The organism is Microbacterium sp. CCNWLW41 (genome assembly GCF_037083505.1).
Genome location: NZ_JBAOJP010000001.1, coordinates 1,025,559 through 1,045,233 on the forward strand (window position 1 = coordinate 1,025,559; position 19,675 = coordinate 1,045,233).

At 71.4% G+C, this 19,675-nt stretch carries 21 protein-coding genes; 11 read left to right on the forward strand and 10 right to left on the reverse strand.

Features of this window, described 5'->3' with window-relative positions; genetic code table 11:
• Positions 1 to 51: 51 nt before the first annotated feature.
• Genes V6R91_RS04545 through V6R91_RS04555 form a run of 3 tightly spaced genes read right to left on the reverse strand, consistent with a single transcriptional unit; the run spans position 52 to position 1,671 of the window.
• A complete protein-coding gene (locus V6R91_RS04545; protein WP_336394393.1) occupies positions 52 to 558 on the reverse strand; it encodes an SRPBCC family protein in 507 nt (168 codons plus the stop codon).
• The gene (locus V6R91_RS04550) at positions 555 to 1,280 is read right to left on the reverse strand and encodes an aminoglycoside 3'-phosphotransferase (RefSeq protein WP_336394394.1); all 726 of its coding nucleotides are present in this window, start codon (positions 1,278 to 1,280) and stop codon (positions 555 to 557) included. The genes V6R91_RS04545 and V6R91_RS04550 overlap by 4 nt, the downstream gene beginning before the upstream one ends.
• A 40-nt stretch (positions 1,281 to 1,320) precedes the next feature.
• Positions 1,321 to 1,671 (reverse strand): DUF488 domain-containing protein, encoded by a 351-nt coding sequence (locus tag V6R91_RS04555; RefSeq protein ID WP_336394395.1) that lies wholly within the window; start codon positions 1,669 to 1,671, stop codon positions 1,321 to 1,323.
• Between the two features lie 167 nt (positions 1,672 to 1,838).
• On the opposite strand from V6R91_RS04555, the gene V6R91_RS04560 reads away from it, so the two are divergent.
• From V6R91_RS04560 to V6R91_RS04575, 4 genes are all read left to right on the forward strand, one after another.
• Complete coding sequence (locus V6R91_RS04560; RefSeq protein WP_336394396.1) at positions 1,839 to 2,600, forward strand: SDR family NAD(P)-dependent oxidoreductase; 762 nt, start codon at positions 1,839 to 1,841, stop codon at positions 2,598 to 2,600.
• A gap of 9 nt (positions 2,601 to 2,609) precedes the next feature.
• Positions 2,610 to 3,386: an enoyl-CoA hydratase/isomerase family protein gene (locus V6R91_RS04565; protein ID WP_336394397.1), complete on the forward strand. Its 777-nt coding sequence runs from the start codon at positions 2,610 to 2,612 to the stop codon at positions 3,384 to 3,386.
• A gap of 174 nt (positions 3,387 to 3,560) precedes the next feature.
• Positions 3,561 to 4,400, forward strand: a complete 840-nt coding sequence (locus V6R91_RS04570; RefSeq protein ID WP_336394398.1) for an SDR family oxidoreductase — start codon at positions 3,561 to 3,563, stop codon at positions 4,398 to 4,400.
• A gap of 57 nt (positions 4,401 to 4,457) precedes the next feature.
• Positions 4,458 to 4,853: a VOC family protein gene (locus tag V6R91_RS04575; protein WP_336394399.1), complete on the forward strand. Its 396-nt coding sequence runs from the start codon at positions 4,458 to 4,460 to the stop codon at positions 4,851 to 4,853.
• Positions 4,854 to 4,862: 9 nt separating this feature from the next.
• Here V6R91_RS04575 and V6R91_RS04580 read toward each other — a convergent pair whose 3' ends face one another.
• From V6R91_RS04580 to V6R91_RS04590, 3 genes are read right to left on the reverse strand one after another with little or no spacing between them, the layout of a single operon-like run.
• The gene (locus V6R91_RS04580; protein ID WP_336394400.1) at positions 4,863 to 5,756 is read right to left on the reverse strand and encodes an HAD family hydrolase; all 894 of its coding nucleotides are present in this window, start codon (positions 5,754 to 5,756) and stop codon (positions 4,863 to 4,865) included.
• Positions 5,753 to 6,394: a LysE family translocator gene (locus V6R91_RS04585; protein WP_336394401.1), complete on the reverse strand. Its 642-nt coding sequence runs from the start codon at positions 6,392 to 6,394 to the stop codon at positions 5,753 to 5,755. The genes V6R91_RS04580 and V6R91_RS04585 overlap by 4 nt, the downstream gene beginning before the upstream one ends.
• 32 nt (positions 6,395 to 6,426) lie before the next feature.
• On the reverse strand, positions 6,427 to 6,894 hold the full coding sequence (locus V6R91_RS04590) for a GNAT family N-acetyltransferase (RefSeq protein WP_336394402.1): 468 nt from the start codon (positions 6,892 to 6,894) through the stop codon (positions 6,427 to 6,429).
• A gap of 112 nt (positions 6,895 to 7,006) precedes the next feature.
• Between V6R91_RS04590 and rlmN the strand changes: the two genes are divergently transcribed.
• From rlmN to V6R91_RS04625, 7 genes are all read left to right on the forward strand, one after another.
• Entirely contained in the window at positions 7,007 to 8,251 is a 1,245-nt protein-coding gene (gene rlmN, locus V6R91_RS04595; RefSeq protein WP_336394403.1) for a 23S rRNA (adenine(2503)-C(2))-methyltransferase RlmN, read from the forward strand.
• A gap of 88 nt (positions 8,252 to 8,339) precedes the next feature.
• Positions 8,340 to 9,974: a DUF4407 domain-containing protein gene (locus V6R91_RS04600; RefSeq protein WP_336394404.1), complete on the forward strand. Its 1,635-nt coding sequence runs from the start codon at positions 8,340 to 8,342 to the stop codon at positions 9,972 to 9,974.
• A gap of 154 nt (positions 9,975 to 10,128) precedes the next feature.
• On the forward strand, positions 10,129 to 11,862 hold the full coding sequence (locus tag V6R91_RS04605) for an ABC transporter ATP-binding protein (protein WP_336394405.1): 1,734 nt from the start codon (positions 10,129 to 10,131) through the stop codon (positions 11,860 to 11,862).
• Positions 11,859 to 13,973, forward strand: coding sequence for an ABC transporter ATP-binding protein (locus V6R91_RS04610; RefSeq protein ID WP_336394406.1), 2,115 nt, complete (start codon positions 11,859 to 11,861; stop codon positions 13,971 to 13,973). The genes V6R91_RS04605 and V6R91_RS04610 overlap by 4 nt, the downstream gene beginning before the upstream one ends.
• A gap of 94 nt (positions 13,974 to 14,067) precedes the next feature.
• Positions 14,068 to 15,081: an aldo/keto reductase family protein gene (locus V6R91_RS04615; protein ID WP_336394407.1), complete on the forward strand. Its 1,014-nt coding sequence runs from the start codon at positions 14,068 to 14,070 to the stop codon at positions 15,079 to 15,081.
• A gap of 1 nt (position 15,082) precedes the next feature.
• Positions 15,083 to 15,562 (forward strand): NUDIX domain-containing protein, encoded by a 480-nt coding sequence (locus V6R91_RS04620; protein ID WP_336394408.1) that lies wholly within the window; start codon positions 15,083 to 15,085, stop codon positions 15,560 to 15,562.
• A gap of 74 nt (positions 15,563 to 15,636) precedes the next feature.
• Positions 15,637 to 15,999: a VOC family protein gene (locus V6R91_RS04625; RefSeq protein WP_336394409.1), complete on the forward strand. Its 363-nt coding sequence runs from the start codon at positions 15,637 to 15,639 to the stop codon at positions 15,997 to 15,999.
• Positions 16,000 to 16,023: 24 nt separating this feature from the next.
• Here the strand turns inward: V6R91_RS04625 and V6R91_RS04630 are convergent, their stop codons facing one another.
• From V6R91_RS04630 to V6R91_RS04645, 4 genes are read right to left on the reverse strand one after another with little or no spacing between them, the layout of a single operon-like run.
• Positions 16,024 to 16,554, reverse strand: a complete 531-nt coding sequence (locus tag V6R91_RS04630) for a ribonuclease H family protein (protein WP_336394410.1) — start codon at positions 16,552 to 16,554, stop codon at positions 16,024 to 16,026.
• 10 nt (positions 16,555 to 16,564) lie between these two features.
• Positions 16,565 to 17,083, reverse strand: coding sequence for a GbsR/MarR family transcriptional regulator (locus tag V6R91_RS04635; RefSeq protein WP_336394411.1), 519 nt, complete (start codon positions 17,081 to 17,083; stop codon positions 16,565 to 16,567).
• Between the two features lie 5 nt (positions 17,084 to 17,088).
• Entirely contained in the window at positions 17,089 to 18,708 is a 1,620-nt protein-coding gene (locus V6R91_RS04640) for an ABC transporter permease (RefSeq protein WP_336394412.1), read from the reverse strand.
• Positions 18,705 to 19,646 (reverse strand): ABC transporter ATP-binding protein, encoded by a 942-nt coding sequence (locus V6R91_RS04645; protein WP_336394413.1) that lies wholly within the window; start codon positions 19,644 to 19,646, stop codon positions 18,705 to 18,707. Before V6R91_RS04645 ends, V6R91_RS04640 begins: the two co-directional genes overlap by 4 nt.
• Between the last annotated feature and the right edge of the window lie 29 nt (positions 19,647 to 19,675).

Consider the following 19,675-nt stretch of genomic DNA (forward strand, 5'->3'; position numbering starts at 1 on the left):
GCATCCGATCGGGCGGCCCGCCGCGTCAGTCCGCGGCGACGGTCCGTGGCGTCAGTCCGCGGCGACGAGCCTCTCGTACGCCGGCTGCAGCGCCGGGAAGTAGTCGTCCCACCTGACCTCGTCGGGATCCAGGCCCGCCTGCGCCGCCACCAGCCGGTCCAGGTAGTACTCCCAGCCCGGGCCGATCGACCCCACGTCCTCACTGGGATTCAGGCGCTGCCCGAAGGTGAGCACGGTGTCTTCTGGCACGTCCTCCGCGAGCTCGAACCACAGGTGCCACGAGCCGCTGCCCTGCGACGTGTCGCCGGAGAACCGCCGCGGGCGATCGCACTCGAGGATCGTGTACTCCTCCGGCTCCGGCTCCTGTCCCTCCGCGGTCATGTAGAAGGTCACGCGGCCGGACGCCGGATCGCCCTCCCAGCGGCCGATCCAGCGCTCGAGGCGCTCGGAATCGGTGAGCTCCCGCCACACCGCGTCGGCGGTCGCCCGGAACCGCCGGAGGATGACGAGGTTCGGGTGTCCGTCGATCTTGCAGACGGTGCCGGTGATTTCGGTCATGTCGCGTTCCAGAGGTCTCGGTAGTACGACAGGCGCTCGCGGTCGGGGGCGACCCCGTACGCCTCGATGAGGGCGTCCTCCCATCCCTCGCCATAGTTCCACGCCGTCGACATCGACGCCACGGCGATGTCCGCCCAGCGGTCGGCGACCCCCAGCGTCCCCAGGTCGACGTGGGCGACCCACCGGCCGTCGTCGCCGATGAGCGTGTTGGGGCAGCACGCGTCGCCGTGGCACACGACGAGACGGTCGACCGGCGGCGGCTCGCGCAGCGCATCGGGCACGCGGATGCCGCGCCCCGCCGCATTCGCGATGCGCCCGGCGACACCCCAGTCGAACGGACAGTCCGCGACCGGCAGCGCGTCGTGCAGGGCCCGGAGGCCCTCGCCGACCGCCCGGACGGCGGTCGCGGGATCAGCGACCCAGCGAGGGTCGACGGCCGAGAGACCGGGGAGTGCGGTCGTCACCAACCACTCGTGCGTGTCGTCGCCGCCGACCTCGAGCACGCGCGGCACGGCGATGCGGGCGACGGCCCAGTCGAGCCGCTCGGCCGCGCCGGCGAAGGACGATTCGGCGTTGCGCGGGCCGTGTTTGATGTACCGGCCGTCCTCGGTGCGGAAGGTCACCCCGCCGTAGTCGTTGCGCCACACCGGCACGATGCGGGTCCCGCCCGCGAGCAGGCGCACGCGCGGCGGCACGACGACGTCTTCGCCCGGGATCGACACCCTCCCATCCTGCCGGGTCAGGCCTCGAGGACCTCCCTGGTCAGGCCCCGAGGACCTCCCGCAGGATGAGCGCGTGGTTGTGGGACTCGTCGGCGACGGCGTGCAGCAGCGTCACGACCGGGTGGGCGGCCAGCTCCGCGCGCAGCGACGCGACGGCCGTGCGCGTGGGGCCGTCGAGCTCGGCGCGGTAGGCGGTCTCGAAGTCCGCCCACGACAGGTCGCCGTGGTGGAACTCCCTGCGCAGGTCCGTCGAGGGCGCCACCTCCTTCGCCCACAGGTCGAGGGCGGCGCGCTCCTTCGTCAGCCCGCGCGGCCAGAGCCTGTCCACCAGCACGCGGAACCCGTCGTCCGGGTCGGGGTCCTCGTACACGCGCTTGAGCCGGATCTCCACCCGTCCAGTCAACCCCGCCCGCCGCTGCCGCGCCACCGCGCGGCGTGACCGATCGGCGGTCGCACGACTAGCCTGGGGGCGGCGGCCTCCAGGCGTCGCGGCTGATACTCAGTCCCGCGTATGCTGGTACGCGGTTTCGTGACATTCCGGACTTCGAAGGAGAATCCATGGATCTGACGGATGCCTCGGCCCTCGTCACCGGCGGCGCGAGCGGGCTGGGCCTCGCCACCGCACGGCGCCTCGCCGCGGCGGGCGCCCTCGTCACGATCGTGGACCTCCCCACCTCCGCCGGGGCCGGCGTCGCCGCCGAGCTCGGCGGGTCGTTCGCCCCCGCCGATGTCACCGACCCGGAGCAGGTCGCGGCCGCGGTGACGACGGCGGCGGCATCCGCTCCGCTGCGGGTGGTGGTCAACTGCGCCGGCATCGCGCCGCCGGCAAAGGTGCTCGACCGCGAGGGCCGCCCGACGCCGCTGGACGCGTTCGAGCGGATCGTGCGCGTCAACCTCGTCGGCACCTACAACGTCATCGCCCAGGCATCCGCCGTCATGGCCAGGACCGATCCCACCGCGGACGGCGATCGCGGCGTCATCGTCAGCACGGCGAGCGTCGCGGCGTTCGACGGACAGATCGGTCAGCCCGCGTACTCGGCGTCGAAGGGCGGCGTGCACGCGATGACCCTGCCGATCGCGCGCGAGCTCGCGCGGTACGGCATCCGCGTCGTCACGATCGCCCCCGGCATCATGGAGACCCCCATGCTCGCCTCGCTGCCCCAGGCCGCGCAGGACTCCCTCGGCGAGCAGGTGCCGTATCCGAACCGCCTCGGCAGGCCGGACGAGTACGCGCGTCTGGTGATGTCGATCGTCGACAACGGCTATCTCAACGGCGAGACCATCCGCCTCGACGGCGCCATCCGCATGGCGCCGAAGTAAGGAGACCGCATGAGCGACTCGATCCTCGTCACCCGCGACGGCGCCCTGGCGCGCGTGACGTTCAACAGGCCCGCCTTCCTCAACGCCATGGGCTTCGAGATGGGCGGTCGCTGGCGCGACGTGGCGCACGAGCTCACGTCCGACGACTCGGTCGGAGCCATCATCCTGGATGCCGCCGGCCCGGCCTTCTGCGCCGGCGGCGACGTGCTCGAGATGGCGACGTCGGGGGCCTCCGGTGCCGACGTCACGGCAGCCGCGCACACGATCCACGACGGCATCCGCACCTTCGCCGAATCCTCCACGCCGATCGTCGCCGCCGTGCAGGGCGCGGTCGCCGGCGGGGGCCTCGGGCTCATGCTGACGGCGGACTACATCGTCGCGTCCGACCAGGCGAAGTTCGTCAGCAAGTACGCCAACATCGGCCTGACGCCCGACCTGGGGGTCTCGACGCTGCTGCCGGCCGCCGTCGGCCAGCGTCGTGCCCTGCAGCTGCTGCTGCAGGACCTCACGATCGACGCGGCCACCGCGCTGGACTGGGGCCTGGTCACCGAGGTCGTGCCCGCGGGCGAGGTCGCGGCGCGGGCAGAGGCGGTCGCGCGGTTCTGGCTCGACGGCGCGACCGGTGCGTTCGGGCAGGCCAAGCGTCTCGTGCGCACCGGAGCCGGACGATCCTTCGCCGACAACCTGGACGACGAGGCGGCCGCGATCGGCGCCCGCTTCGACACCGACGAGTCGAAGGCCCGCGTCGCCGCCTTCGCCGCGGCATCCGCCAAATCCCGCCCCTGACCCCACCCCACCCCAGACCCCACCCGCCCCCGCCCCCGCCCCTGATCCGCCCCCGCCCAAACACCGTCGAGATACCGCGACCTCGCCGAACGACCACGTCATCGACGCCGACAACGTGCTAGCTCGCCGAGAACACACGATCTCGACGGAAGTGCGACCCGAAAGGACCCCGAGATGAGCGACAAGCCCCTCGCCGGCAAGACCATCCTGATGTCCGGCGGCAGCCGCGGCATCGGGCTCGCCATCGCCCTGCGCGCCGCCCGCGACGGCGCGAACGTGGCACTCCTGGCCAAGACCGACACCCCGCACCCCAAGCTGGAGGGCACCGTGCACTCGGCCGCGGAGCAGATCCGCGAGGCGGGCGGTCAGGCACTGCCGATCGTCGGCGACGTCCGCAACGACGACGACGTCACCGAGGCGGTGCTCAAGACACAGGGGGAGTTCGGCGGCATCGACATCGTCGTGAACAACGCCTCGGTCATCGACCTGTCCCGCTCGCTCGATCTCGACGCGAAGAAGTACGACCTCATGCAGGACGTGAACGTCCGCGGCACCTTCATGCTGTCGAGGGCCGCGGTGCCGATCCTGAAGGATGCCGCCAACCCGCACATCCTGTCGCTCTCGCCGCCCCTCAACCTGTCGCCGAAGTGGCTGGGCGGGCACACCGGCTACACGCTGGCGAAGTACGGGATGACCATGGCGACGCTGGGGCTCGCGGCCGAGTTCGCCGACGCGGGCATCGCCGCGAACACGCTGTGGCCGCGCACCACGATCGCCACGGCCGCGGTGAAGTTCGCCCTGGGCGGCGACCGCATGATGAAGGTGAGCCGGACCCCCGAGATCTACGCCGACGCCGCGTACGAGATCTTCACCAAGCCGTCGCGGTCGTACACCGGCCAGACGCTCATCGTCGAGGACGTGCTCGAGGCGGCCGGCGTGACCGACTTCTCCGGCTACGCCGCCGTCCCGGGAACCCCCGACTCGGAGCTCTTCCCCGACATCTTCCTCGATTGACGCCGGGTCGGCCCGCACCGCCTTTCCGGGCCGACCGGGCCGACGTAGGGTGGCTCCATGGCGGTACGGAGCCTGTTCCCGATCCTGCTCGCGCGAGACCTTCCGGGCCTCGTGAGGTTCTACGAGACCGCGCTCGGCGCCTCGGTGCCCTACCGCTTCGCCGGCGGGGACGAGGACGACTACGTCTCGCTCCAGATCGGCGAGGTGTCGCTGGGCATCGGACGCGACCTCGACGCGCTGCCGCCTTCGGTGGGCGACCGGGTCGCGCTGTGGTTCTACGTGGACGACGTCGACGCGACCTATGCGGCCTGGCTCGCGGCCGGCGGTCGCGCGGAGCAGCCGCCCGCCGACATGGCGTGGGGCGAGCGCGTCGCGCAGGTGCGGGACCCCGCCGGCAACCTCGTCAACCTCGGCGCCGAGCCGCCCGAGCCGCCCGCAGCGCCGCCGGCGTGACGCGAGCGGTCAGATGAGGCCCAGGCGCCGGAAGGCGTTGGCGATCCCGTCGTCGAGCACGTCTGTGGTGACGAAGTCGGCGAGGGCCTTGAGCTCGGGGTGGGCGTTGCCCATCGCGACCGCGACGCCGCACACCTGGAACATCTCGACGTCGTTCCAGCTGTCGCCGACGGCGACGGCGTCGGCGGCGTCGATGCCGAGGCGGTTCAGCAGCAGCTCGATCGCGGAGCCCTTGGTCGTGTCGCGCTCGTTGATCTCGCCGTTCGAGCCGCCCGGCAGCGGCATGCTGCCCGGCACCACGAGGAACCTGTCCCCGAGGTCGGCGCGCAGCTGCTCGAGGCCGTCCTCGTGGTCGCTGACGAACACCGCCTTGTCGATGCGGCCGAGGTCGGCCTCCTCGATCGGCGGGAAGGTGCGCTGGGCCAGCCCCACCAGCGAGTCCTCCGGGCGCACCTCGCCGCCCGCGGCCTCGCGGGCCTCCAGTGCCGCGGCATAGTCGCGCATGAGCTCGGCCATGTCATCGCTGGCGTAGACGCCGTCGCGGGTCTGGAGGAAGAAGCGGATGCCGCGGCTGCGCATCGCCGCCAGCAGGCGCTCCGTCGCCTCGCGCGGGAGCGGGCGGTCGATGACGACCTCGTCGCCGGAGACGACCAGGGCGCCGGAGTTCGTCACCGCGCCGTCGAAGCCGATCTCGGCGACATTCGGGTGGATGTCGGCGGCGGAGCGCCCGGTGCTGAGGTAGACGAGGTGCCCGGCCGCGCGGGCGGCGCGCACGGCGTCGCCGGTCGAGGGGGCGACATGCGATCCGTGCTCGAGGATCGTGCCATCGACATCGAGGAAGATGATCCGCCGCCGGTGGGGACGCGTCGCGTCGGCGGCCGTTGAGCCCGTCGGAGTGGTCATGAGTGCTCGTTCCCGGTGAGGAGGAGGATGCCGCCGAGGCCGATCATGAGGCCGCCGCCGGTCGCGGACAGCCGCGCGATCCGCTTCGGCGAGCGCCCGAACCAGCCGCGGGCGCCCGCGGCGATCAGCGCCCAGATCGCGTCGGAGACGAGCGCGATCGCGAAGAACACCAGGCCGAGCACGATCATCTGCAGCGGCACGGAGCCCGTCGAGAGGTCGACGAACTGGGGGAGCACCGCGACGAAGAACGCGATGGTCTTGGGGTTCGTCACGCCCACCACGAAGCCCTCGCCCAGCTGACGCCACGCCGAGCGGGGCAGGACGCCGCCGTCGGCCTCCGCCGCCGCCCGGTCGCGGTGCCGGATCGCCTGGATGCCGAGGTACACCAGGTACAGCGCGCCGGCGATCTTGAGGATCGTGAACAGCACGACCGACTGCGCCACGATGCCGCCCACGCCCAGCGCGACGAGTGCGATGACCGGCAGCAGCCCGAGGGCGTTGCCGAGCACGCTCAGCAGGCCGCCCACGCGCCCGAGCGCGAGTGCGCGCCCGATCGTGAAGAGCACGCTCGGGCCCGGAATCACGATCAGCACCAGCGCGGCGAGCGTGAAGGCGAGCAGGTTCTCGAGGGGGACCACGGTGCACACCCTAGCCTTCTCCGCCGGGCGGTTCAGAGCCGCTTGCGCAGGAACACCTGCTCGGTGCCGTCGTCGCCCTGGACGCGCTCGGTCTCGACGTAGCCCTCGCGCTCGTACAGGCGCAGGTTCGCCTCGCTGAGCGACCCGGTGAACAGCTCGGCCTCGGTCGCGCCCGCTTCCGCCCCGCGACGCTCGACGGCGGCCAGCAGCGTCGTGCCGATGCCTTCGCCGGCCCGGTCCGGCGCGATCGCGATGCGCCCGACGAGCAGCAGTGACCCGTCCAGGCGTGCCCGCACCGCGCCCACCATGCGGGGCCCGTCCAGCGCGACGCACCCGATGTTCTCGTGCAGCTCGGACTCGACCTCCTCGAGGGTCTGCGTCAGCGGCGGCATCTCGGGCGTCCCGTAGATCAGCGCCTCCTGCACGAACGCGGCGCGCTGGAGCGTCATCACCTCGCCGGCGTCGTCGGGGCGGATGGGGCGCACGGTCAGATCGTCCATGCGGCCACGCTAGCCAGGCGCTGCGCCGGCGTGCGGGGGATTGACGGCGTCATCGGGCATCGGGCATCGGGCATCGGCATCCGTCCAGGCGTCGTCGCCTACCCTGGAACCCATGACCGAGTCCTCCCCCGTCCGCGCCACGAAGCCGAAGCAGGTGCGCCCGGCGACCGAGGGGTGGACCCAGAAGAAGGATGCCGAGGGGCGGCCGCTCCTGCAGTTCGCCAGTCCCAAGCGCGGCAAGCCCCCGGTGCACATGGCCGATCTCACTCCCGAGGAGCGGGTCGCGAAGGTGAAGGAGCTCGGGATGCCGGGCTTCCGCGCGAAGCAGCTCGAGAAGCACTACTTCCAGCACTGGACCCACGACCCGGCCGACATGACCGACCTGCCGGCCGAGGGCCGCGACGAGTTCGTGCACGGCATGGTGCCCTCCCTCCTCACCGAGGTGCGGCGCCTCGAGACCGATCGCGGCGACACGATCAAGTTCCTGTGGAAGCTGCACGACGGCGCGCTCGTCGAGTCGGTGCTCATGCGCTACCCGGGCCGCATCACGCTGTGCGTCTCGAGCCAGGCCGGGTGCGGCATGAACTGTCCGTTCTGCGCGACCGGGCAGGCGGGCCTCACCCGCAACATGTCGGCGGCCGAGATCGTCGAGCAGATCGTGCGCGCCAACCGCCTCATCGCCGAGGGTGGACTCGGCGGCAAGAAGAAGACCGATCACTCCGCCGAACGAGTGTCGAACATCGTGTTCATGGGCATGGGCGAGCCGCTGGCGAACTACGCGCGGGTGATGCAGGCGGTGCGTGTCATGACCGACAAGCAGCACGGCCTCGGCATGAGCGCTCGCGGCATCACCGTGTCGACGGTCGGACTCGTGCCCGCGATCACGAAGCTCGCGAACGAGGACATCCCGGTGACCTTCGCGCTCTCGCTGCACGCGCCCGACGACAAGCTCCGCGACGAGCTGATCCCCGTCAACTCCCGCTGGAAGGTCGACGAGGCCCTCGACGCCGCCCGTGCGTACTTCGACAAGACCGGACGACGCGTCTCGATCGAGTACGCGCTCATCAAGGACATGAACGACCACGCGTGGCGCGCCGACCTCCTGGCCGAGAAGCTCAACGCCCGCGGGCGCGGCTGGGTGCACGTGAACCCGATCCCGCTCAACCCGACCCCCGGCTCCATCTGGACGGCGTCCGAGGTGCCGGTGCAGAACGAGTTCGTGCGGCGGCTCAACGACGCGGGCATCCCGACCACTCTCCGCGACACCCGCGGCAAGGAGATCGACGGCGCCTGCGGCCAGCTGGTCGCCACCGAGGAGGACGCCGCGGTCGCCGCGGTGACCCCGCTCGAGGTGTGACGGATTCCGGATGCCGCGGGCCGCGGCATCCGCTCGACGACGAGGGTCTTCCACCTGGCGTCCAGGTTGCGTTGTCTAGGGTGTCCGGATGTCTTTCTCCGCTCACCGGCCGGGCCGATTCGGCTCCGACGGCCGCATCGAGTTCGACGCGCCGGCCGATCAGGCCGAGGAGCTGTACCTCGACGACGTCCGCGCCGCGCAGGCCGCCGGCGCGCGTGAGGACGGCGGGCGCGAGGACGGCGGAGGCCCGGACGACCCGTTCCCCGAGACGCGCCTGCTCGAGGACTCCTTCGCGATGAGCCCGACCGAGCCCGTCGCGGTCGAGGCCCCGCGGACCGCGCCGGAGCGTCAGCCGGCCGTCGGCGAGTGGGGCGCCGTGGACGAGCCTCTGCCCGAGGGGACGCCCGCACCGCCGGAGCCTGAGGCGCCGGAGCCGGCGGCGGCCGAAGGAGCCGAACCGGCGGCGGAGGCATCCGTCCCCGTCACCCGCTCCCCGCGTGCGCAGCGCCGCCGCGAGCGGACCTCCGCCGCGCGACGCCTCGCCGTGCTCGGCGGCGCGGAGGGCTCGGTGCTCGACGAGGTGCCCACCGAGACGCCCCGCTTCGTGCAGATGTTCTTCGTGCTCGCCGGGACGGCGCTGGTCTCGGCCATCTCGATGTACTTCGCGCTCGTGACCGGGGTGCGGATCGCCGCCTTCGTCGCCGTGCCGCTCGCACTGGTGTGGGCGCTCATCATCTTCAACCTCGACCGCTTCCTCACCTCGACGATGCGCTCGACGCACAACGTGTGGCGGCTGATCGGGCTCGCGATCCCTCGTGTGATCATGGCGGCGGTGATCGGCATCGTCGTGGCCGAGCCCCTCGTGCTGCAGATCTTCCAGAACGACATCGCACGCGAGGTGAACGCGACCAACATCACGCAGGCGCAGTCGGATCAGGATGCCGTCACCTCGGGCCCGGAGAGGCAGGCGCTCGACGCCGCGAGCGAGCGGGTCGCCGCGTTGGAGAGCCAGGCGGCGACCGGCGTCGTCGACGGCGCCGAGACGACGACCGCGTCCGCCGCGGCGGCGCAGGCGTCCGTCGACGACCTCACCGCCAAGCTCGCCGAGCAGCAGCAGGTGATCGACCAGGCGCGGGCGATCTACCAGTGCGAGATCAACGGCCAGGGCGCCGGCGAGGTCGAGGGCTGCAGCGGCGTCGCCGGCGAGGGGGCGAGCTCCGAGGCCGCCGAGGCGCAGCTGGCCGCCGCGCAGGCCTCCTACGACGACCTCGCCGCGAAGCTGCGGTCGGCCCAGGCCGACCTCGCCGACGCCCAGGCGTCGGGCACGGCCGCCGCGAGCGCGTCGGAGGAGCAGAACAAGCAGCAGGCGCGCGACGAGCTGCCGGCTGCCCGCGAGCAGTACCAGGCGGCGCTCGCCGCGTACGACGCCCGGGCGGCGGAGATCGCGAGCGGCAACGCCGGCGCGGTCGGCCTGCTGAGCCAGATCGGCGCCCTGGAGCGGCTGGGGGAGCGCGAGCCGACGCTGAAGTGGGCGCACCTGCTCATCGCCGTGCTGTTCTTCATGATCGAGCTGCTGCCCGTGATCGTGAAGGTGCTCACGAGCTACGGCGACCCGTCGCTGTACGAGAAGGCCGACGCGCTGCGCCGGCAGGTGGCCCTCGACCGGGTCACGGCGCGCAGCTGGCGCGAGCGAGCCGGCATCGCGCAGGGCGCGGAGGCCTGAGCGCCGCGGCGCGCGATCCGGCGGGCCCGTTCCGCTCTCGGTGAACGCGAATGCGCGATGTCGGCGGCCCGTGCCAGGGTGGGAGCCGCATCCATCCATCGCATGAGCCGGGCTTCGCCATGCCCTGCCGTGCCGCCGCATCCGGGAGACCTCCGTGCTGGCCAAGCTCCTCGTCCGCTACCTGAAGTCATCCGGGTGGCTGCTGCTGGGCGTGCTGGTGTTCCAGTTCGCCTCCGCTCTGGCATCGCTCTACCTGCCGAGCCTCAACGCCGACATCATCGACAACGGCGTCTCCCGGGGCGACACCGACTACATCTGGCGCACCGGCGTGGTCATGCTGACGATCTCGCTCGGCCAGATCGTCGCCGCCATCATCGCGACGTATTTCGCGGCCCGGGCGGCGATGAAGCTCGGCCGCGACATGCGCGACGACATCTTCGAGCGCGTGTCGGCGTTCTCCGAGCGCGAGGTCACCGGCTTCGGCGCGGGCTCCCTCATCACCCGCAACACCAACGACGTGCAGCAGGTGCAGATGCTCACGATGATGGGCGCGACCTTCCTCGTCTCCGCGCCGCTCCTCGCCGTCGGCGGGATCATCCTGGCGATCGACCAGGCGGCGAGCCTCGCCTGGATCCTCGCCATCGCGGTCCCCGTGCTGCTGCTGGTCGCCGGCGTCGTGATCGCCCGCATGGTTCCGCTGTTCCGCAGCTTCCAGGGCAAGCTCGACGGCGTCAACCGCATCATGCGCGAGCAGCTGACCGGCATCCGCGTCATCCGGGCGTTCGTGCGAGAGCCCATCGAAGAGGAGCGCTTCCGCGTCGCGAACACCGACATCATGGTGGTCGGCCGCAAGGTGGGCTCGCTGTTCGTGCTGCTGTTCCCGGCCGTGATGCTCATCCTCAACGTCACGGTCATCGGCGTGATCTGGTTCGGCGGCATGCAGGTCGACAGCGGCGAGATCCAGATCGGCACGCTCTTCGCCTTCATGCAGTACGCCATGATCATCCTCTCGGGCGTCCTCATGGCGAGCTTCATGACGCTGATGATCCCGCGCGCGGCCGTCTCGGCCGAGCGCATCGGCGAAGTCCTCGACACGCGCTCCACGCTGGTGCGCCCGGCGGACGTCGTCGCCGCGTTCCCCGAGCCGGGGGCGGTCGAGTTCCGCGGCGTCACCTTCACCTATCCCGGCGCCGAGCACCCCATCCTCGCGGACGTCACGTTCCGAGCGGATCCGGGTGAGACGGTCGCCGTCGTCGGCTCGACGGGTGCGGGCAAGACGACCCTGGTCTCGCTCATCCCGCGGCTGTTCGACGTCACCGACGGCGCGGTGCTCGTGGGCGGCGTCGACGTCCGGCGGGCAGACCTCGACGCCCTGTGGCGGACGATCGGCCTCGTGCCGCAGCGCCCGTTCCTGTTCACCGGCACCGTCGGCTCCAACCTGCGGTTCGGGCGGGAGGATGCCACCGACGCCGAGCTCTGGCGGGCGCTCGAGATCGCCCAGGCCAGCGACTTCGTCAGCCAGATGGACGGCGGGCTCGACGCGCGCATCGCGCAGGGCGGCACGAACGTGTCGGGCGGCCAGCGCCAGCGCCTCGCGATCGCGCGGGCGATCGTCCACGACCCGCGCGTGCTCGTGTTCGACGACTCGTTCTCGGCGCTCGACCTCACGACGGACGCGAGGCTGAGGCAGGCACTGTGGCGGGAGCTGCCGCACGTCACGAAGATCGTCGTCGCGCAGCGCGTCTCGACGATCATCGACGCCGACCGCATCGTCGTGCTCGACGACGGCGGCGTGGTCGGGCTCGGCACGCACGAGGAGCTGCTCGAGAGCAGCCAGACGTACCGCGAGATCGTCGAATCCCAGCTCGGAGCGGAGGTCGCCCGATGAGCGAGCAGCAGCCCAGGTCCCGCCGCCGCGTTCAGGACGCCGTCGCGGAGCTCAGCGCCGAGGAGAAGGCCGAGATCGAGCTCGGCGAGCAGGCGCGCATCGCCGCGGACGACTGGAGCGGCGCGGTCGCCCCCGGCAAGGCCGCTCACTTCGGTCCGTCGTTCCGTCGCCTGCTCGGGCTGCTCAAGCCGCACGCGGTCGCGTTCACGCTGGCGACGGTCCTCGGCGCGGCGGGCGTCGTGCTCGCCGTGCTGTCGCCGAAGGTGCTCGGCGAGGCGACGAACATCCTCTTCGAGGGCGTCGTGTCGTCGATGGCACCGGCGGGCACCACGAAGGAGCAGGTGGTCGCCGGCCTCGAGGCGCAGGGTCAGCAGGATCTCGCGAACATCGTCCAGGCGATGCAGCACTTCGTGCCGGGCGCCGGCGTCGACTTCCTGGCGCTGAGCCGCGTGCTGCTGATCGTGCTCGCACTCTACTTCGCGTCGGCGCTGCTGATGTGGCTGCAGGGCTACGTCATGAACGTCATCATGGTGCGCCTCATCTGGCGCCTCCGCGAAGACGTCGAGGCGAAGGTCAACCGCCTTCCGCTGCGGTACTTCGACCGGGTGCAGCGCGGCGAGCTCATCTCCCGGGTCACCAACGACATCGACAACATCACCCAGATGATGCAGCAGTCGCTGTCGCAGGCGCTCACCGCGGTGCTGACGGTCGTCGGCGTGCTCATCATGATGCTGTCGATCTCGTGGCAGCTGACGCTCGTGGTGCTGGTGAGCTTCCCGCTCATGGGCGTGCTGTTCGGCGTCATCGGGCCGCGCTCGCAGAAGGCGTTCGGCACGCAGTGGCGCAAGGTCGGGCGCCTCAACGCGCGCGTGGAGGAGTCGTTCTCGGGGCACGCGCTGGTCAAGGTGTACGGCCGCGAGCAGAGCTCGCGCGAGGCGTTCCGGGCCGAGAACGAAGAGCTGTACCAGGCGTCGTTCATGGCGCAGTTCCTCTCGAACACGATGATGCCCGCCATGATGTTCATCGGGAACCTCACCTACGTGGGCATCGCCGTCTTCGGAGCGCTCATGGTCGCCGGCGGCCAGCTCCGGCTGGGCGACGTGCAGGCGTTCATCCAGTACTCGCAGCAGTTCACCCAGCCGCTGTCGCAGCTCGGCGGCATGGCTGCCGTGGTGCAATCCGGCACCGCATCCGCGGAGCGGGTCTTCCAGATCCTCGACGAGCCCGAGCAGGAGCCGGATGCCTCCGACGCGCCGGCGCCGGTGGACGGCGACGGGACGATCGAGTTCCAGGACGTGGCGTTCTCCTACTCGGCCGACCACCCGCTCATCCACGACCTGTCGTTCCGCGTCGAGCCCGGGCAGACGGTGGCGATCGTCGGCCCCACGGGTGCCGGCAAGACGACGCTGGTCAACCTGCTCATGCGGTTCTACGAGCTGGACAGCGGGCGCATCCTGCTCAACGGGCAGGACATCTCGCTGCTCACCCGGCGCGACATGCGGGCGAAGACGGGCATGGTGCTCCAGGATCCGTGGCTGTTCGCCGGGACGATCCGCGAGAACATCCGCTATGGCCGTGCCGACGCCACCGACGACGAGATCCTCGCCGCCGCCCGCGCGACGTACGTCGAGCGGTTCGTGCACTCGCTGCCCGACGGCTACGACACGCTCCTCGACGAGGAGGCGTCCAACATCTCGGCGGGCGAGAAGCAGCTGATCACGATCGCGCGCGCGTTCGTGGCGCAGCCGTCCGTGCTGATCCTCGACGAGGCGACGAGCTCGGTCGACACCCGCACCGAGCTGCTGCTGCAGCACGCGATGGCGGCGCTGCGAGAGGGCCGCACGTCGTTCGTGATCGCACACCGCCTGTCGACCATCCGCGACGCCGACCTCATCCTCGTGATGGAGAACGGCGGGATCGTCGAGCAGGGCACGCACGACGAGCTCATCGCCGTCAAGGGCGCGTACTTCCGGCTGTACAACTCGCAGTTCCAGCAGGCCGCGACCGACGTCGACGACGAGGCGCCCGCCCTCGCCGACGCCGGCCAGCCCGATGCGGCGCGCGTCGTGCCGGACGACGCGACCGAAGGGGAGACGGCCTCGGTGAGCTGAGACCGCGGGGTCGACAGCAGTCGAGCCCTCGGCATCCGTTCGCAAATGGACGCGCGCGCGCCGACCCCATGGCGCGGGCGGGTAGCGTTTTCTCATGGTCAATTACCGGTACCTCGGAAACAGCGGTCTCAAGGTCAGCGAGATCACCTACGGCAACTGGGTCACCCACGGCTCGCAGGTCGACGACTCCGCCGCCATCGACACCGTCCACGCGGCGCTCGACGCCGGCATCTCGACGTTCGACACGGCGGACACGTACGCCAACACGCTCGCCGAGGAGGTGCTCGGCAAGGCGCTGACCGGCCAGCGGCGCGAGTCCCTCGAGATCTTCACGAAGGTGTACTGGCCGACGGGTCCCAAGGGCCCGAACGACACCGGGCTCAGCCGCAAGCACATCCTCGAGTCGATCAACGGTTCGCTCAAGCGCCTCGGCACCGACTACGTCGACCTCTACCAGGCGCACCGCTACGACTACGAGACCCCGATCGAAGAGACGTTCCAGGCGTTCGCCGACATCGTGCGCCAGGGCAAGGCGCTCTACATCGGCGTATCGGAGTGGACGGCGGAGCAGCTTCGCGAGGGCCACGCCCTGGCCAAGAGCTACGGCATCCAGCTCATCTCCAACCAGCCGCAGTACTCGGCCCTGTGGCGCGTCATCGAGGGCAAGGTCGTTCCGGCGTCCGAGGAGCTCGGCATCTCCCAGATCGTGTGGTCGCCGATGGCGCAGGGCGTCCTGTCGGGCAAGTACCTTCCCGGCCAGCCGCTCCTCGAGGGGTCGCGCGCGACCGACGAGAAGAGCGGCGCGCAGTTCATCCAGCGCTTCATGCGCGACGAGGTGCTCGAGGCCGTGCAGCGCCTGAAGCCCGTCGCCGAGCAGGCGGGGCTGAGCCTGCCGCAGCTGGCGATCGCGTGGGTGCTGCAGAACAAGAACGTCGCGTCGGCGCTCGTCGGGGCATCCCGTCCCGAGCAGCTCGCCGACACCGTCAAGGCCTCGGGCGTCGTGCTCGACGCCGACACGATGTCCGCGATCGACGCCGCGCTCTCCGGCGTGGTCTACGACGACCCGGAGGACACCTACACGGTCTCGCCCAAGACCCGCGTGGTCTGACATGATCACCAGTGCCGGCATCCTGCTGTACCGGATCCAGCCCGAGCCCCAGGTGCTCATCGCGCACATGGGCGGGCCGTTCTGGGCGGGCAAGGATGCCGGCGCGTGGTCCATCCCCAAGGGGGAGTTCACCGAAGGCGAAGGCGCGCTGGATGCCGCGCGCCGCGAGTTCCGCGAGGAGCTCGGCATCGACCCGCCCGAGCCGCCCTACGCCGAGCTCGGCACGTTCGCCTACTCGTCGGGCAAGCGCGTCACGGTGTTCGTCGCCGACGGCAGCGGATTCTCGCTGGACGGCCTCGAGTTCGGCGAGTTCGAGCTGGAATGGCCGCCGCGCTCGGGGCGGACGGCGTCGTTCCCCGAGGTCGACCGTGTCGAATGGACCGCGACGGATGCCGCACGCGAGCGCCTCGTGAAGGGTCAGCGTCCGGCGATCGATGCGCTGGAACAGCATCTCGCGGAGGCCTTCTCCTCCGGTCGCTGAGCCCGTCCGGGGCCTTGCGGGGGCCGTGAGGGCGGCGGAGACTGTCCGGGTCGGATCCGCACGAGAGGAACACCATGGCCCACGGCGACATCACGCACATCGACATTCCCGTCACCGACCTCGGCAAGGCGGCCCAGTTCTACTCCGGCCTGTTCGGCTGGCAGATCGCCGAGGTGCCCGGCTTCGAGGGCTACCCCATGTGGCAGGCGCCGAACAAGATCTCGGGGGGCGGCCTCGCTCCGCGCGGGGAGGGCTTCACGCAGCCCCGCTCGTACGTCGAGGTCGATTCCATCGACGAGACGGTCGCGGCGGCGAAGGATGCCGGCGCCACGGTGCTGATGGAGAAGGACCAGATCTCTCCCACGAGCTGGTGGGCCGTGATCGCCGACCCCGACGGGAACGCGATCGGCCTCTACGAGGGCACGACCGACGCCTGAGCCCTCCGGGCGCAGCTCTGAGGTTCAGCGGCCGTTCTTCGGACGCGTCGAGACGTCGATCCGGTCCTGGGCGCCGAGCGACGACCACGCGCTCGCGACGCCCTTCGCGGCGTGCTCGGACGCGCGCACCGCCCGCTCGTCGGCCCACGCGTTGAGCACGTGGCCGGAGTGGCCGCGCACGTGCTCGAGCACGACGTCGGGAAGCCCGGCGGCTCGCCGGGCGTCGCGGGCGACGATGAGCTGCTCGAGGATGTCGACGTTCTTCGTCGGTGCGCCGGTCGAGGTCTTCCAGCCGCGGCGGCGGTGGCCGTCCATCCACTTCGTGTAGGTGTCGATGGCGTACTTCGAGTCGGCCTGCACGACGAGGTTCGGAACGTCGGCGTGGTCCTCGATGGCCTTCAGCAGTCCGGTGAGCTCGCCGACGTTGTTGGTCCCGACCGGGATCGACCCGGCGGCCCAGTGGCCGTCCTCGCCGACCCACGCCCACCCCGTCGGTCCGGGGTTGCCCTTGCAGGCTCCGTCGGTGGCAACGATGTAGCGGGGCGCGTCGGTCACTCGGGCAAGGCTACCCGGCCCCGGACCCGCCCCCGTCCGCGCGGAGCCCGGCCCGGGTGCCGCCTTCACCGCCGTCGCGCTCGGCCCGCCACTCGGCCGCGAGCTGCGGCATCCGCTCCGACAGGTATCGCAGGAAGTCGGCGATCTCGTGCGCGCGGGCGGCGGACAGGGGTGCGTCCGCGTTGTCCTCGGCGATGCGGTCGAGGTAGGCCGCGAGGCTGCCGTACAGCGGCGCGTTCGCCGCGATCATGCCCGACCAGGAGTCGTCCGCGAGGTCGTAGCGATCGCGGCGGTCGCCCGGTCGTGACAGCCGGTGGATGAGCCGCATCGACACCAGGTAGCGCACCGCCCCCGACACCGCTGCCGGCGAGACGCCGAGTCGCTCGGCGAGCTCCGCAGCGGTGTAGCCGTCGTCGGGCGAGCCGGCGAGCGCCATCATGACCCGCGCGGGCATGCGCGGCATCCCCACCGCATTCAGCATCGCCGCGGCCTGCTCGGCCGGTTCGGTTCCCGGGTGATCTGTCGGCATGGGTCCTATCCTGCCGACGCCAGCTCGCGACGGCGCATCAGCGACAGGGAGGCCACGGCCCCGGCACCCGTGGCGAGCACCAGCCACCACAGCCCCCGCAGGTCGACCGCATCGCCGTCGACGAAGGGCGTGACCGCGATCGGCGAGGCCTGCACGAGCCACTCCGGGAAGCCGAAGAGCGGGCCGAACAGTCCCAGCGCCATGCCGAGGAGCACCAGCGACCACCCGAGGGGGATCGTCGCGCGCGGCACCAGCACGAAGGCGAGAGCCGTCACGACGAGGAAGACGGATGCCGCCGCCACCTGCCCCGCGCCGGTCACCAGCACCGTGCGCATGAGGTCCGTGTCGCCGTCCTGCCCCGCGATGCCGAGCGCCGCCCCGGCGATCGCCGCGGCGATCACCAGCACCACGCCGATGAGCGCGACGACGAGGTAGTCGGCGAGCCACCGCACGCGTCCGACGGGTGCTGCCAGCAGCGGCTCGGCGGTGCCGTGCGCCTCCTCCTGCCGTGCGCGGCAGACGACCTGCACCGCGCAGCAGGCGGCGAGGACCCCCAGCATGGTGAAGAACGTCGTGATGGTGCCCTGCTGGACGCTGCCCGCTCCGGAGATCTGGCGGAGGATCTGCTCGACGGCGGGGTTGGATGCGCCGATCTCCTCGACCAGGGAGGCGAGCGAGGTCGACAGGACGCCGATCAGGAAGCCTCCGACGGCCCAGCCGAGCACGGCGCCGCGGGTGAGCCGCCACACCAGTGCCATCGGTCCCGACAGGGCCGGTGAGGCGTCCGCACGGCCCAGCCGCTCGGCGATGAAGCTGCCGCCGAGGTCGCGCACCGCGACGAGGACGGCCGACACGGCGGCCAGCACCGCACCCACGCCGAGGGAGAGCAGCGCCGGCCACCACAGGTTCTCATCGAACGCCCGCGTGTTCTCGCCCCACCCGAAGGGGGAGAGCCACGTGAGCCACGAGCTCTCCACGCGCGTGAGGTCGTCGCTCGGCGTGCCGATCGCGTTGCCGAAGCCCGCGATCACGAAGGTCGCCATGAGCGTCCAGACCGCGAGCGAGTTCGCTCCGCGGGAGGTGCGCATGAGCTGGGCGGCGAGGAGCCCGACGCCGAGGAATGTCACGCCGACCGCGCCCGTCGCGGTCCCGGCCAGCAGCGCGCCTTCGGCCTCGGCCCCGACCGCGAGGAACGCACTCGCCACCAGCGCCGCCAGCAGCGCGTTCGCGAGCAGACCGTGAAGGGCGGTGGCCGCGAACGGCACCGTCCGTGCCGCCGGCGTCGCGGCGACGAGCTCGGCCCGCCCGGTCTCCTCGTCGCCGCGGGTGTGCCGCACGGCGAGGAACGTGCTCATGAATGCGGCGAGGATCGCCAGCCACGGGAAGATGAGGAAGATCATGAAGGCGCCCTCGTCGGCGCCCGACGGCAGCCCGCGGAACATCAGGATCACGGGGTTCGCCAGCGCCGCCGCCAGGAGGGAGGTGCGGTCCTGAGCGGTGCCGTACGCGTCTCTCACCCCGATGAACGACGCGTAGGCGAGGAGCGCCGTGCCGACGCCCCACAGCAGCACCTGCAGCCAGTCGCGCCGCGCGCGCTGGCCGAGCAGCGCGAGCAGGCGGTTCATCGCAGCTCCGGTTCACGGGTGCGCTCGGGAGTGAGTGCCGCCAGGTCGTCGCCGTAGTGCCGCAGGAACAGCTCCTCCAGCGACGGCGGGGCGATGCGAAGGCCCGCGACGCCGCGGGCGGCGAGCTCGGGCAGCGTGCCCGCGACGGAGTCGCTGTCGACGGTGAAGCGCACCCGCCCGTCGTCGGCCACGACGTCATGGGCGGTGGCGATGCCGGCCGCGCTCGCGGCATCCGTCCCCTCGAACGAGATCTCGGTGCGCGTCAGGTGCCGCAGGTCTGCAAGCGTGCCGGACTCCACGACGCGGCCGGCGCGGATGATCGAGACCCGGTCGCACAGCTGCTCGACCTCCGAGAGGATGTGGCTCGACAGCAGCACCGTCGCGCCGCCGGCCCGCACGCGGGCGATCTCCCGGCGGAACATGACGTCCATCAGCGGGTCGAGGCCGCTCGTGGGCTCGTCGAGGATGTAGAGGTCGGCGGGCACCGCGAAGGCGGCGATGAGCGCCACCTTCTGCCGGTTGCCCTTGGAGTACGCCCGGCCCTTCTTGCGCGGATCGAACTGGAACGCCTCGATCAGGCGCTCCTTCTCGGTGCGGTAGGCGGCGTCGCTTCGTGACGCGCCGCGCAGCCGCGACATCAGGTCGATCGCCTCGCCGCCGGACAGATTGGGCCACACGCTCACGTCGCCGGGCACGTACGCGATCCGGCGGTGCAGCGCGACGGCGTCCCGCCACGGCTCCTGGCCGAAGACGGATGCCTCGCCCGACGTCTTGCGCGCGAGCCCGAGCAGCACGCGGATCGTGGTCGACTTGCCGGCACCGTTCGGGCCGAGGAAGCCGTGGACCTGACCTTCGTCGACGGTGAGGTCCAAGCCGTCGAGGGCGTGGACGCGGCCGTAGTGCTTGGTGAGGTCGCGCGTGTTGATGACAGTGGTCATGGCGCTGAAGGTACGCCGATTTCACAAAT

What these genes read in the sequence shown, in the direction of transcription:
- V6R91_RS04570 (WP_336394398.1), top strand. Translation starts at nt 3,561, where the DNA reads ATGAGCGACAAGCCCCTCGCCGGCAAGACCATCCTGATGTCCGGCGGC.
- V6R91_RS04565 (WP_336394397.1), top strand. Translation starts at nt 2,610, where the DNA reads ATGAGCGACTCGATCCTCGTCACCCGCGACGGCGCCCTGGCGCGCGTG.
- V6R91_RS04580 (WP_336394400.1), bottom strand. Translation starts at nt 5,756, where the DNA reads ATGACCACTCCGACGGGCTCAACGGCCGCCGACGCGACGCGTCCCCAC.
- V6R91_RS04635 (WP_336394411.1), bottom strand. Translation starts at nt 17,083, where the DNA reads ATGCCGACAGATCACCCGGGAACCGAACCGGCCGAGCAGGCCGCGGCG.
- V6R91_RS04645 (WP_336394413.1), bottom strand. Translation starts at nt 19,646, where the DNA reads ATGACCACTGTCATCAACACGCGCGACCTCACCAAGCACTACGGCCGC.
- V6R91_RS04620 (WP_336394408.1), top strand. Translation starts at nt 15,083, where the DNA reads ATGATCACCAGTGCCGGCATCCTGCTGTACCGGATCCAGCCCGAGCCC.
- V6R91_RS04610 (WP_336394406.1), top strand. Translation starts at nt 11,859, where the DNA reads ATGAGCGAGCAGCAGCCCAGGTCCCGCCGCCGCGTTCAGGACGCCGTC.
- V6R91_RS04625 (WP_336394409.1), top strand. Translation starts at nt 15,637, where the DNA reads ATGGCCCACGGCGACATCACGCACATCGACATTCCCGTCACCGACCTC.
- rlmN (WP_336394403.1), top strand. Translation starts at nt 7,007, where the DNA reads ATGACCGAGTCCTCCCCCGTCCGCGCCACGAAGCCGAAGCAGGTGCGC.
- V6R91_RS04600 (WP_336394404.1), top strand. Translation starts at nt 8,340, where the DNA reads ATGTCTTTCTCCGCTCACCGGCCGGGCCGATTCGGCTCCGACGGCCGC.
- V6R91_RS04575 (WP_336394399.1), top strand. Translation starts at nt 4,458, where the DNA reads ATGGCGGTACGGAGCCTGTTCCCGATCCTGCTCGCGCGAGACCTTCCG.
- V6R91_RS04560 (WP_336394396.1), top strand. Translation starts at nt 1,839, where the DNA reads ATGGATCTGACGGATGCCTCGGCCCTCGTCACCGGCGGCGCGAGCGGG.
- V6R91_RS04615 (WP_336394407.1), top strand. Translation starts at nt 14,068, where the DNA reads ATGGTCAATTACCGGTACCTCGGAAACAGCGGTCTCAAGGTCAGCGAG.
- V6R91_RS04545 (WP_336394393.1), bottom strand. Translation starts at nt 558, where the DNA reads ATGACCGAAATCACCGGCACCGTCTGCAAGATCGACGGACACCCGAAC.
- V6R91_RS04590 (WP_336394402.1), bottom strand. Translation starts at nt 6,894, where the DNA reads ATGGACGATCTGACCGTGCGCCCCATCCGCCCCGACGACGCCGGCGAG.
- V6R91_RS04640 (WP_336394412.1), bottom strand. Translation starts at nt 18,708, where the DNA reads ATGAACCGCCTGCTCGCGCTGCTCGGCCAGCGCGCGCGGCGCGACTGG.